Source organism: Streptomyces sp. NBC_01451, from assembly GCF_036227485.1.
Taxonomy (GTDB): Bacteria; Actinomycetota; Actinomycetes; order Streptomycetales; family Streptomycetaceae; genus Streptomyces.
On sequence record NZ_CP109479.1, the window covers coordinates 5,640,012 to 5,652,747 of the forward strand.

Below are 12,736 nucleotides of genomic sequence, written 5' to 3' on the forward strand. Positions count from 1 at the left end.
TCCCCGAACAGCCATTCCGCAGGTACCAAGCAACGGTCGACGACCTGTCGTCGCGCCGGTGGCATGTTATTGGCATGCGTATTTGCGAAATGAGGAATCCGCGTTCGAAAGGGCGCACCCCCCGATTAGCTCGGGAGGCAGGGAATCCGCTAAAGTCTCACTCGTCGGAACGGCCCAACAGCCGGGAGGACAAGCCCCACTGACTGGGAATCAGGCCCGAAACGGTCTGGTAGAGTCGGAGTCGCCGGAAAGGGAAACGCGAAAGCGGGAACCTGGAAAGCACCGAGGAAATCGGATACGGAAACGGTCTGGTAGAGTCGGAAACGCAAGACAGCAGGACAGTACAACAGCAAGAATAGTAGGACCGAAGGGAAACTGCCCGGAGGAAAGCCTGAGAGTGTTCTTGGGTGAGTACGAAGGAAGCGTCCGTTCCTTGAGAACTCAACAGCGTGCCAAAAATCAACGCCAAGTTTGTTGATACCCCGGCTCACAGGCTTTTGTCTGTGGGTTGAGGTTCCTTTGAAGCAGTAAACACAGCGAGGACGCTGTGAACGGTCGGGCTTATTCCGCCTGACTGTTCCGCTCTCGTGGTGTGACCCGATTACGGGTTGACATTCACGGAGAGTTTGATCCTGGCTCAGGACGAACGCTGGCGGCGTGCTTAACACATGCAAGTCGAACGATGAACCCGCTTCGGTGGGGGATTAGTGGCGAACGGGTGAGTAACACGTGGGCAATCTGCCCTTCACTCTGGGACAAGCCCTGGAAACGGGGTCTAATACCGGATAATACTCCCGCAGGCATCTGTGGGGGTTAAAAGCTCCGGCGGTGAAGGATGAGCCCGCGGCCTATCAGCTTGTTGGTGAGGTAGTGGCTCACCAAGGCGACGACGGGTAGCCGGCCTGAGAGGGCGACCGGCCACACTGGGACTGAGACACGGCCCAGACTCCTACGGGAGGCAGCAGTGGGGAATATTGCACAATGGGCGAAAGCCTGATGCAGCGACGCCGCGTGAGGGATGACGGCCTTCGGGTTGTAAACCTCTTTCAGCAGGGAAGAAGCGCAAGTGACGGTACCTGCAGAAGAAGCGCCGGCTAACTACGTGCCAGCAGCCGCGGTAATACGTAGGGCGCAAGCGTTGTCCGGAATTATTGGGCGTAAAGAGCTCGTAGGCGGTCTGTCGCGTCGGATGTGAAAGCCCGGGGCTTAACCCCGGGTCTGCATTCGATACGGGCAGACTAGAGTGTGGTAGGGGAGATCGGAATTCCTGGTGTAGCGGTGAAATGCGCAGATATCAGGAGGAACACCGGTGGCGAAGGCGGATCTCTGGGCCATTACTGACGCTGAGGAGCGAAAGCGTGGGGAGCGAACAGGATTAGATACCCTGGTAGTCCACGCCGTAAACGGTGGGAACTAGGTGTTGGCGACATTCCACGTCGTCGGTGCCGCAGCTAACGCATTAAGTTCCCCGCCTGGGGAGTACGGCCGCAAGGCTAAAACTCAAAGGAATTGACGGGGGCCCGCACAAGCAGCGGAGCATGTGGCTTAATTCGACGCAACGCGAAGAACCTTACCAAGGCTTGACATACACCGGAAAGCATCAGAGATGGTGCCCCCCTTGTGGTCGGTGTACAGGTGGTGCATGGCTGTCGTCAGCTCGTGTCGTGAGATGTTGGGTTAAGTCCCGCAACGAGCGCAACCCTTGTTCTGTGTTGCCAGCATGCCCTTCGGGGTGATGGGGACTCACAGGAGACTGCCGGGGTCAACTCGGAGGAAGGTGGGGACGACGTCAAGTCATCATGCCCCTTATGTCTTGGGCTGCACACGTGCTACAATGGCCGGTACAATGAGCTGCGATGCCGTGAGGCGGAGCGAATCTCAAAAAGCCGGTCTCAGTTCGGATTGGGGTCTGCAACTCGACCCCATGAAGTCGGAGTTGCTAGTAATCGCAGATCAGCATTGCTGCGGTGAATACGTTCCCGGGCCTTGTACACACCGCCCGTCACGTCACGAAAGTCGGTAACACCCGAAGCCGGTGGCCCAACCCCTCACGGGGAGGGAGCTGTCGAAGGTGGGACTGGCGATTGGGACGAAGTCGTAACAAGGTAGCCGTACCGGAAGGTGCGGCTGGATCACCTCCTTTCTAAGGAGCATTTCTTACCGGGGCCTTTCGGGGTTCCGGTCAGAGGCCAGTACATCGGCGGATGTCCGATGCTGGTTGCTCATGGGTGGAACGTTGATTATTCGGCACTTCTGACTGTCTTCTCCTTCCAGTACTGTCCTTCGGGGCGTGGAACGATTGAGGGAAGCGGCGGGAGGGTCGGGCGCGCTGTTGGGTGTCTGAGGGTACGGCCGGCTTGTCTGGTCGCCTTCAGTGCCGGCCCCAGTGAACTCGCCCGTTTGTGGGTGGGGTGGTGGGTGGTTGGTCGTTGTTTGAGAACTGCACAGTGGACGCGAGCATCTGTGGCCAAGTTTTTAAGGGCGCACGGTGGATGCCTTGGCACCAGGAACCGATGAAGGACGTGGGAGGCCACGATAGTCCCCGGGGAGTCGTCAACCAGGCTTTGATCCGGGGGTTTCCGAATGGGGAAACCCGGCAGTCGTCATGGGCTGTCACCCACATCTGAACACATAGGGTGTGTGGAGGGAACGCGGGGAAGTGAAACATCTCAGTACCCGCAGGAAGAGAAAACAACCGTGATTCCGGGAGTAGTGGCGAGCGAAACCGGATGAGGCCAAACCGTATGCGTGTGAGACCCGGCAGGGGTTGCGTATACGGGGTTGTGGGATCTCTCTTTCATGGTCTGCCGGCCGTGAGACGAGTCAGAAACCGTTGGTGTAGGCGAAGGACATGCGAAAGGTCCGGCGTAGAGGGTAAGACCCCCGTAGTCGAAACATCAACGGCTCGTTTGAGAGACACCCAAGTAGCACGGGGCCCGAGAAATCCCGTGTGAATCTGGCGGGACCACCCGTTAAGCCTAAATATTCCCTGGTGACCGATAGCGGATAGTACCGTGAGGGAATGGTGAAAAGTACCGCGGGAGCGGAGTGAAATAGTACCTGAAACCGTGTGCCTACAAGCCGTGGGAGCGTCGCTGTATGTGCTTGCACATACAGTCGTGACTGCGTGCCTTTTGAAGAATGAGCCTGCGAGTTTGCGGTGTGTTGCGAGGTTAACCCGTGTGGGGAAGCCGTAGCGAAAGCGAGTCCGAATAGGGCGTTTTAGTAGCGCGCTCAAGACCCGAAGCGGAGTGATCTAGCCATGGGCAGGTTGAAGCGGAGGTAAGACTTCGTGGAGGACCGAACCCACCAGGGTTGAAAACCTGGGGGATGACCTGTGGTTAGGGGTGAAAGGCCAATCAAACTCCGTGATAGCTGGTTCTCCCCGAAATGCATTTAGGTGCAGCGTCGTGTGTTTCTTGCCGGAGGTAGAGCACTGGATAGGCGATGGGCCCTACCGGGTTACTGACCTTAGCCAAACTCCGAATGCCGGTAAGTGAGAGCACGGCAGTGAGACTGTGGGGGATAAGCTCCATGGTCGAGAGGGAAACAGCCCAGAGCATCGACTAAGGCCCCTAAGCGTACGCTAAGTGGGAAAGGATGTGGAGTCGCACAGACAACCAGGAGGTTGGCTTAGAAGCAGCCACCCTTGAAAGAGTGCGTAATAGCTCACTGGTCTAGTGATTCCGCGCCGACAATGTAGCGGGGCTCAAGCGTACCGCCGAAGTCGTGTCATTCCAGCTATAGGGCCAACGCCTGCTGGGATGGGTAGGGGAGCGTCGTGTGCCGGGTGAAGCTGCAGCGGAAGCTAGTGGTGGACGGTTCACGAGTGAGAATGCAGGCATGAGTAGCGATACACACGTGGGAAACGTGTGCGCCGATTGACTAAGGGTTCCTGGGTCAAGCTGATCTGCCCAGGGTAAGTCGGGACCTAAGGCGAGGCCGACAGGCGTAGTCGATGGATAACCGGTTGATATTCCGGTACCCGCTGTGAAGCGTCAAACAGTGAACCAGGCGATGCTAAGTCCGTGAAGCCGCCCCGGAGCCTTCGGGCAAGGGGGAGTGGTGGAGCCGACGGACCAGACCTGTAGTAGGTGAGTGATGGGGTGACGCAGGAAGGTAGTCCATCCCGGGCGGTGGTTGTCCCGGGGTAAGGGTGTAGGCCGTGTGATAGGTAAATCCGTCGCACATTAAGGCTGAGACCTGATGCCGAGCCGATTGTGGTGAAGTGGATGATCCTATGCTGTCGAGAAAAGCCTCTAGCGAGTTTCATGGCGGCCCGTACCCTAAACCGACTCAGGTGGTCAGGTAGAGAATACCGAGGCGTTCGGGTGAACTATGGTTAAGGAACTCGGCAAAATGCCCCCGTAACTTCGGGAGAAGGGGGGCCATCACTGGTGAGGAGACGTGCTCTCCGAGCTGGGGGTGGCCGCAGAGACCAGCGAGAAGCGACTGTTTACTAAAAACACAGGTCCGTGCGAAGCCGTAAGGCGATGTATACGGACTGACGCCTGCCCGGTGCTGGAACGTTAAGGGGACCGGTTAGTCACATTTCGGTGTGGCGAAGCTGAGAACTTAAGCGCCAGTAAACGGCGGTGGTAACTATAACCATCCTAAGGTAGCGAAATTCCTTGTCGGGTAAGTTCCGACCTGCACGAATGGCGTAACGACTTCTCGACTGTCTCAACCATAGGCCCGGTGAAATTGCACTACGAGTAAAGATGCTCGTTTCGCGCAGCAGGACGGAAAGACCCCGGGACCTTTACTATAGTTTGATATTGGTGTTCGGTTCGGCTTGTGTAGGATAGCTGGGAGACTGTGAAGCCTGGACGCCAGTTCGGGTGGAGTCGTCGTTGAAATACCAGTCTGGTCGTGCTGGATGTCTAACCTGGGTCCGTGATCCGGATCAGGGACAGTGTCTGATGGGTAGTTTAACTGGGGCGGTTGCCTCCTAAAGAGTAACGGAGGCGCCCAAAGGTTCCCTCAGCCTGGTTGGCAATCAGGTGTTGAGTGTAAGTGCACAAGGGAGCTTGACTGTGAGACCGACGGGTCGAGCAGGGACGAAAGTCGGGACTAGTGATCCGGCGGTGGCTTGTGGAAGCGCCGTCGCTCAACGGATAAAAGGTACCCCGGGGATAACAGGCTGATCTTCCCCAAGAGTCCATATCGACGGGATGGTTTGGCACCTCGATGTCGGCTCGTCGCATCCTGGGGCTGGAGTCGGTCCCAAGGGTTGGGCTGTTCGCCCATTAAAGCGGTACGCGAGCTGGGTTTAGAACGTCGTGAGACAGTTCGGTCCCTATCCGCTGCGCGCGCAGGAACATTGAGAAGGGCTGTCCCTAGTACGAGAGGACCGGGACGGACGAACCTCTGGTGTGCCAGTTGTCCTGCCAAGGGCATGGCTGGTTGGCTACGTTCGGGAGGGATAACCGCTGAAAGCATCTAAGCGGGAAGCCTGCTTCGAGATGAGTGTTCCCACCCACTAGATGGGGTAAGGCTCCCAGTAGACGACTGGGTTGATAGGCCAGATCTGGAAGCCCGGTAACGGGTGGAGGTGACTGGTACTAATAGGCCGAGGGCTTGTCCTCAGTTGCTCGCGTCCACTGTGTTGGTTCTGAAACCACGAACAACCCCGCCCAGGGCCACTGGGTGGTGCGGTTGATATGTGTTTCACCGTGTTTCGGTGGTCATAGCGTGAGGGAAACGCCCGGTTACATTCCGAACCCGGAAGCTAAGCCTCACAGCGCCGATGGTACTGCAGGGGGGACCCTGTGGGAGAGTAGGACACCGCCGAACAATTATTGCGAAAAGCCCTGTACCGGGTTCACCGGTACAGGGCTTTTCTGCGTTTACGGCCGGTTGTCATTTAGGGTCCGGTTATGCGCTATGACCTTGTCATCTTCGACAACGACGGTGTCCTCGTCGACAGTGAGGCGATCTCCAACACGCTCCTGGCCGCCTATCTCACCGAGCTCGGGCATCCGACCTCGTACGAGGACTCCCTCCGCGACTACATGGGGTCCGCCATGCACCGCGTACACGATCTGGTGGAGGAGCGGAGTGGGCGGCGGCTGACGGACGACTTCGACGAGGTGTTTCACGGCCGCGTGTTCGCCGCCTTCGAGCGGGAGCTGAAGCCGGTGGCCGGCGTCGTCGGTGTCCTGGAGAAGCTGAAGGCTGACGGGGTGCCGTACTGCGTGGCTTCCTCCGGGAGTCATGAGCGGATTCGGGTGGGGCATCGGACGACCGGACTTGAGCGGTGGTTCGACGATGGGCGGGTTTTCAGTGCGCAGGATGTGGGGCGGGGGAAGCCGGCGCCCGATCTGTTTCTCCACGCGGCGGACCGCATGGGGGTGGCGCCCGCGAGGTGTGTGGTGGTGGAGGACAGTCCGCTGGGGGTGCGGGCCGCTGTTGCCGCCGGGATGGACGTCCTCGGGTTCACCGCCATGACCCCGGCCGAGCGGCTGGTCGGGGCCACTCAACTCTTCGGCAGCATGGGCGAGTTGGCTGAGCTGGTTCTTTGAGGTCGAGCACGGCCGGCGGCTGACAATTGTCATCCCCGGGTCCGGACGATCGTTTCTGTCGGCGGGGTGGGGGTGACCGCGAGGCTTGAGGCATGACAACAGTGACGACGAACTCGGCCTCCCTTCGCCGGAGCCTTCTGCCCCTGGTCCTCGACGTGGCCGTTCCCGTCGGGTCGTACTACGTGTTCAAGGACGGGCTCGGGATGAGTGCCGTCGCCGCGCTCGGCTGGAGCAGTGCCGTTCCCGCGGTGCGGACCGGGTGGAGCGCGGTGCGGGGACGGACGGTCAACGCGTTGGCCGCACTCATCCTCGTGGTCAATGTGGTGGGGGTGCTGCTCAGTTTCGTCACCGGGGATGCGCGGCTGATGCTCCTCAAGGACAGCGCGGTCAGCAGCGTCGTCGGGATCGGGGTGCTGGTGTCGGTCCGGCTGGGGCGGCCGATGATGACCGAGGGGATGAAGCCGTTCCTCGTCAGGGGGGACGCCGAGCGTGCCGCCGCCTGGGAGCGGCTGGGTTCCGGGTCCTCGCGGTTTCGGCGGGCCGAGCGGACCTTCTCTGTGGTGTGGGGGGTGGCTCTGCTCGGGGAGTGCGTCGCACGGATCGTGGGGGTCTACGTCCTCCCCGTCGACACCATGGTCTGGCTCGGCACCCTCGTGCTGGCCGGGGCGATGGTGGTGGCCGTTCTCGTCGGTGGTGCGCTTGCCGTGGACCCCATGAAGGGGATGCTCCGGGATGAGGTCGCGCGGTGTCGCGATCGCGGCAGCGACGCCGTCACCGCTGGCAGTGGGGCCGGCAGCAGCACCAAGTGTGCTGAGGCGGTTGCTCAGTGTGCCTGATGAGGCGTTGTTCCTGGGTGAGATCAAAGGTGAGCAGAATTCATCTTCCGAATCATCTACCCACGGGTAAGCCGGGGCCCTACGCTCGCCGCCATGACAGATGTGCTGCGGCGCGGCAGGGCCTCGCTGGCGTTCAGCTTTTTCGCCCAGGGCGCTGCCTTCGCGCTGCTGGTGACCCGGATCCCGGCCATCCAGGACCGGTACGGCATTTCCGACGCGTTGCTGCCCCTCTTCCTGGCCGCCGTGCCGGTGCTGGCCGGGGTCGGCAGTGTGTGCGCCGAGCAGTTGGTGAAGCGGGTGCCCCCCAGCCTCGTACTGAGGTGGTCGCAGCCCGTCGTACTGCTGGCGCTGCTCGGTGTCGGCGCCGGGGACCATGTGGCCGAGGTGGCTGTGGCGCTTGGGGCGTTCGGGCTGGCCGTCGGTGGGCTCGACGCCTCGATGAACATGCTCGGGGTGAGCCTGCAGCGGGCGTACGGGCGGAGCATCATGCTCGGGTTCCATGCGGCGTTCAGCCTGGGTGGGATCATCGGGGCCTCGCTCGCCTGGGTGGGCGCGCACTGGCATCTCGCCCTCTTCGTGTCCTACCTGCCCGTGGTGGCCGTGATGCTGCCGGCGGCGCTGCTCGGCAGCCGGTGGTACGTCGACGCGAAGGGCGGGGGAACGGCGAAGTCGGACCCGGAGCCGGCCGACGCGGTTCCCGCGGGAGCCGACTCCGGTCCTCTCGTGTTCCGGATGCTGCTGCCGCTGTGCCTGGTGATGACCTTCGCCTACATCGGGGACTCGACCGTCTCCAACTGGAGTGCGAAGTACCTGCAGGACGTGCTCGGGAGTTCGGAGCAGCTCGCCACCGTTCCCTACAACGTGTACATGGTCACCACGCTCGTCGGGCGGGCCATCGGGGACATCGGGGTACGGAGGTTCGGCGCCGTGGCCGTCGTACGGGCGGGGGCGCTGGTGGCGGCGCTCGGGTTCGGTGTGGTGGCCGTGGCGCCCGGGGCGTGGGTCGGGATGCTCGGGTTCACGTTGCTGGGGCTGGGGTTGTGCGTGATCGTTCCGCAGACCTTCGCCGCCGCCGGACGGTTGTTCCCCGGGGCTTCGGATGCCGCCGTCGCGCGGCTCAACATCTTCAACTATGTGGGCTTCTTGGTCGGTTCGCCCCTGGTGGGGGCTCTGGGTGATCTCTGGAGCTACCGGGGGGCGATGCTCGTCCCGATGGTGTTGGTCCTGATGACGTTGAGGTACGCGGGGTCGTTCGATCCGCGACCTGCCGGATACGGTGACGGGCATGAGCGGGCGCGCACAGCTGATGTGGGACGAGGCAGTAACGGGCTATGACTTCGGGCCGGACCATCCGATGGATCCGGTCCGGCTCGCCCTGACCCGGCGACTCGTCGACGCCTTCGGGCTCGACCGGGAGGTGGATGTCGTCTCGGCGAAGCCGGCCGGGGAGTCGACCCTGCGGCTTGTGCACCGTGAGGACTACATCGAGGCGGTCAAGGCGGCCTCCGCCGATCCGGGGGCGGCCGACCAGGCGTACGGGCTCGGTACCGTGGACGATCCCGCCTTCGCCGGGATGCACGAGGTGTCCGCGCTGATCGCCGGGCAGTCGGTGGGGGCCGCCGAGGCGGTGTGGCGCGGGGAGACGCTGCACGCCGTCAACTTCGCGGGCGGCCTGCACCATGCGATGCCCGGCGGCGCGTCCGGGTTCTGCATCTACAACGACGCCTCGCTGGCCATCGCCCGGCTCCTGGAGCTGGGGGCCGAGCGGGTCGCCTACGTGGATGTGGACGTGCATCACGGGGACGGCGTCCAGGCCGCGTTCTGGGAGGACCCGCGGGTCCTGACGATCTCCCTGCACGAGCATCCGCGCACACTGTTCCCGCAGACCGGGTGGCCCGAGGAGACGGGGGCGCAGGGCCCCGCGGAGGGAAGCGCCGTCAACGTCGCGTTGCCGGCCGGGACCGCGGACGCCGGGTGGCTGCGGGCCTTTCACGCCGTCGTGCCCGAGCTGATCGCCGACTTCCGGCCGCAGGTGCTGGTCACCCAGCACGGGGCCGACACCCACTTCGAGGATCCGCTCGCGCATCTCGCCGTGTCCCTGGACGCGCAGCGGGCGGTGCAGGTCGCCTGTCACGACCTCGCGCACGAATACGCCGACGGGAAGTGGATCGCGCTGGGCGGGGGCGGATACGCGGTGGTGGAGGTCGTACCGCGGTCCTGGACGCACCTGGTGGCGATCGCGGCGGGGCGGGCCGTCGAGCCCACGGCCGAGATCCCGGAGGGGTGGCGGCAGGAAGTGTTCGCGCGTACGCGGCAGTTGGCGCCGGCGCGGATGACGGACGGGCGGTGGCCGGTGTCCTACGCCGACTGGGAGTCGGGCTACGACCCCGCGGACCGGTTGGACCAGGCGGTCCTCGCGGCGCGCAAGGCGGTGTTCCCGTTGCGAGGCCTGCTGGCGTAGGTGCCCGCCTGGGGGATGGGGGAGGTTCGCGGTGTTACGCCAACTGTGCGGTGTTTTCGGCATTCGGGCCGTGCCCGGTGCCGGCGTCCGCCACCATCACTTCCGTGCTGAGTGCCGGGGCGTTGCGTGCCCATCTCCTGGCCGCCCGTCTCGCCGGGCCCGTGGCCACCTCGCGGGAGGAGAGTCTGCGGAGTTACCGCCTCTTCGCCGCGCGTGACCCCCGGGTACTGATCGGACTCGATCCCGAATGGACCTGGCGGCAACGGGATCTGCTCGATCTGATGGCCGACAAATGCGGGGTTTCGGCCGATCCGCAGTGCACCTCCGGATGTGATGTCATCGATCCGGAACGGACACTCGTGGCCCTCGACGCCTTCGCCGAGCGACTCTCCGCAGCCGTGCGGCGCCGGGCTCCCGTACTTCTGGGCACCGGCCACCCGCACAGACTGCTCGGTTTCTACGCCGCACTGGCGGACGCTCTGTCGGCGGCGGGATGTGCTGTTCTCACCCCGGCGCAGGGTAGCTCTGTCGACATAACGACCCGGTTCGGTCTACGCACGTACAACCTTGACTACGTACGAGGAGTCGCGCTCGTACGGGAACCGGGTGCTGGGGCCGCCGGGCGTGAGCCGGGCGCACACACGCACTCTCCCCTCCCGGTTCGGACCGCTCTGAGTGCCGCCGCCGAGGCCGGCGGGAGGCTCCCGGAGCTGGTGATCGGTGACCATGGGTGGGTCTGCGGCGCAGGTCAACTGGGGTTCGAGGCCATTGGGCTGGCCGATACGGACGATCCCGCGCTCTTCGTGGGAGAGGCAGAGGGGCGCGTGTCCGTCGTCGTTCCACTTGATGACGCCGTGCGGTCTGATTACTACCGGCCGCTTACCCGCTACGTACTCAATCGAGCGTGTCTGTCACAGTAGGCCGTTGATGGGTGCACCTCTTCCCCACTCGCATCACCCGCCCCTACATTGGGGAGTGAGCACGCAGCGACGAAGAGTCACCGGAAGGGGAAGCCGGTGGCCAGTCGAGTGCGGAAGGTTCAGGTGTGTCATGGCTGCAGCAGGCGAGAGGCCTCTGAACGAGGTTCAGTTCCTAACCGTGGCGGAAGTCGCCTCGGTGATGCGAGTGTCCAAGATGACCGTGTACCGGTTGGTGCACAGCGGTCATCTGCCCGCGATCCGGGTGGGGCGGTCCTTCCGCGTCCCCGAGCAAGCGGTTCACGAGTACCTCCGCGAGAGTTATGTGGGGGTGGAGACAGCCTGACGGCGGTCGAGGGGGGGCGGATGGGGACCCTCAAGGCTTTACCGGGTCCCCCCTTGATCTCGTCTGATCTCCTCGATCGCCCTCGATTACGACCTCAGCGCTCGGACGGGTAGGCTGGCCCCTTGTAGGTCGTATGGGCCCATGGCGCCCAACGCCGAGTGATGAGAAGTGAGCGAGGGTAGTCGTGGGCTCTGTTATCAAGAAGCGGCGCAAGCGGATGGCCAAGAAGAAGCACCGCAAGCTGCTGAAGCGCACGCGCGTTCAGCGTCGCAACAAGAAGTAGCCGGTCCGGTCGCGAGACCGGGACCGTCACTTCTCCGCGACGCTGCGAGAGCGCGAGCGTGAGTGTGAAGGCTGTGGCCCCCCACCGGATTCCGGTGGGGGGCCACAGCCGTATTAGCTTGTGAGTACGACTGTGTGGCACATGGCTTGGTCTGATCGTACGTTTGGCGTCCTCGTGACTTCGTGCATCGGGCGGTCATCACAGCGCAACAACAACCCGCTAGGTTGGGCTGCACACGGGGACCGCGGCTGGAAGGAAGGCGCTGATCTTGGGCAAGGTCGTGCTTGTGACCGGAGTGGCCCGTCAGTTGGGGGGCCGGTTCGTACGACGGATCCAGCGTGATCCTCAGGTGGACAGGGTCATCGCCGTGGACGCGGTCGCCCCCGAGCACCATCTGGGCGGCGCCGACTTCATCCAGGCCGACATCCGGCAACCCACCATCGCGCGGGTGCTCGCCGAGACGAACGCCGACACGGTCGTGCACCTGGACGTGACCGGCATCGCGCTGGGCACTGGCAGCCGGGTCACGGTCAAGGAGACCAACGTCATCGGCACCATGCAGTTGCTGGGTGCCTGTCAGAAGTCGCCCGCCGTGAAGCGGCTGGTCGTGAAGTCCAGTACGAACGTGTACGGGTCGGCGCCCCGGGATCCGGCGGTGTTCACCGAGACCACGTCGCCCAAGTCCCTGCCCAGCGGCGGCTTCGCCAAGGACGCGGTCGAGGTCGAGGGGTATGTGCGCGGGTTCGCGCGACGGAGGCCCGACGTCGCCGTGGCCGTGCTGCGCTTCGCCAACATCCTGGGGCCGACGGCGGATTCGCCGCTCGCCCAGTACTTCGCGATGCCGGTCCTGCCGACCGTGTTCGGCTACGACCCCCGGCTCCAGTTCGTGCACGAGGACGACGTGATCGAGGTCCTGCGCATCGCCTCGCACGAGCCGGAGCGCGGAACGCTCAACAGCGGCACGTTCAACATCGCCGGCGACGGAGTCCTGCTGCTCTCGCAGTGCTCCCGGCGGCTCGGCCGTCCCACCATGCCGCTGCTGCTGCCCGCGGTCACCTGGGCCGGCTCGCTGGTGCGGACGCTGGGTGTGACGGACTTCTCGCCCGAGCAGATCCGGCTGCTCACGCACGGCCGGGTCGTGGCGACGAACCAGATGCGCGAGACTCTGGGTTATCAGCCGAAGTTCACCACCGCCGAGACGTTCGAGGACTTCGCGCGTGTCCGCGGCCCCGGTCTGCTGCCGCCGGCGGCCCTCGCGCGGGTCGTCGACCGGATCGCCGCACTGCCCTTCGTACCCTTCGCGGGCAGTGGCGGTGCCCGCGACACGACCACCACAACAGTCACGACAGCTGCCGAAGCGACCTGACGG

8 protein-coding genes and 3 rRNA genes are annotated in these 12,736 nt (G+C 63.6%); all 11 read left to right on the forward strand.

Annotation, left to right across the window (positions count from 1 at the left end; translation table 11 throughout):
• The first annotated feature begins 614 nt into the window (after positions 1–614).
• Positions 615–2,143 (forward strand): 16S ribosomal RNA (locus OG595_RS24615).
• Positions 2,144–2,465: 322 nt separating this feature from the next.
• Positions 2,466–5,588, forward strand: a 23S ribosomal RNA gene (locus OG595_RS24620).
• A 91-nt stretch (positions 5,589–5,679) separates the two neighbouring features.
• Positions 5,680–5,796: ribosomal RNA gene (gene rrf / locus OG595_RS24625) — 5S ribosomal RNA — on the forward strand.
• Together the 16S, 23S and 5S rRNA genes form the textbook arrangement of a ribosomal RNA operon.
• A gap of 83 nt (positions 5,797–5,879) precedes the next feature.
• Positions 5,880–6,524 (forward strand): HAD family hydrolase, encoded by a 645-nt coding sequence (locus tag OG595_RS24630; RefSeq protein WP_329275479.1) that lies wholly within the window; start codon positions 5,880–5,882, stop codon positions 6,522–6,524.
• A gap of 92 nt (positions 6,525–6,616) precedes the next feature.
• Entirely contained in the window at positions 6,617–7,360 is a 744-nt protein-coding gene (locus OG595_RS24635; protein WP_443073134.1) for a VC0807 family protein, read from the forward strand.
• 93 nt (positions 7,361–7,453) lie between these two features.
• On the forward strand, positions 7,454–8,695 hold the full coding sequence (locus tag OG595_RS24640) for an MFS transporter (RefSeq protein ID WP_329275482.1): 1,242 nt from the start codon (positions 7,454–7,456) through the stop codon (positions 8,693–8,695).
• Positions 8,646–9,821: an acetoin utilization protein AcuC gene (locus OG595_RS24645; protein ID WP_329275484.1), complete on the forward strand. Its 1,176-nt coding sequence runs from the start codon at positions 8,646–8,648 to the stop codon at positions 9,819–9,821. The genes OG595_RS24640 and OG595_RS24645 overlap by 50 nt, the downstream gene beginning before the upstream one ends.
• Before the next feature lie 104 nt (positions 9,822–9,925).
• Complete coding sequence (locus OG595_RS24650; RefSeq protein WP_329275487.1) at positions 9,926–10,741, forward strand: phosphatase; 816 nt, start codon at positions 9,926–9,928, stop codon at positions 10,739–10,741.
• A gap of 130 nt (positions 10,742–10,871) precedes the next feature.
• Entirely contained in the window at positions 10,872–11,084 is a 213-nt protein-coding gene (locus OG595_RS24655) for a helix-turn-helix domain-containing protein (protein WP_004984898.1), read from the forward strand.
• A gap of 184 nt (positions 11,085–11,268) precedes the next feature.
• Positions 11,269–11,367, forward strand: coding sequence for a 30S ribosomal protein bS22 (locus tag OG595_RS24660; RefSeq protein WP_003948845.1), 99 nt, complete (start codon positions 11,269–11,271; stop codon positions 11,365–11,367).
• Positions 11,368–11,635: 268 nt separating this feature from the next.
• The gene (locus OG595_RS24665; RefSeq protein ID WP_329275490.1) at positions 11,636–12,733 is read left to right on the forward strand and encodes an NAD-dependent epimerase/dehydratase family protein; all 1,098 of its coding nucleotides are present in this window, start codon (positions 11,636–11,638) and stop codon (positions 12,731–12,733) included.
• Positions 12,734–12,736 lie beyond the last annotated feature (3 nt).

What these genes read in the sequence shown, in the direction of transcription:
- OG595_RS24630 (WP_329275479.1), top strand. Translation starts at nt 5,880, where the DNA reads ATGCGCTATGACCTTGTCATCTTCGACAACGACGGTGTCCTCGTCGAC.
- OG595_RS24635 (WP_443073134.1), top strand. Translation starts at nt 6,617, where the DNA reads ATGACAACAGTGACGACGAACTCGGCCTCCCTTCGCCGGAGCCTTCTG.
- OG595_RS24640 (WP_329275482.1), top strand. Translation starts at nt 7,454, where the DNA reads ATGACAGATGTGCTGCGGCGCGGCAGGGCCTCGCTGGCGTTCAGCTTT.
- OG595_RS24645 (WP_329275484.1), top strand. Translation starts at nt 8,646, where the DNA reads ATGAGCGGGCGCGCACAGCTGATGTGGGACGAGGCAGTAACGGGCTAT.
- OG595_RS24655 (WP_004984898.1), top strand. Translation starts at nt 10,872, where the DNA reads ATGGCTGCAGCAGGCGAGAGGCCTCTGAACGAGGTTCAGTTCCTAACC.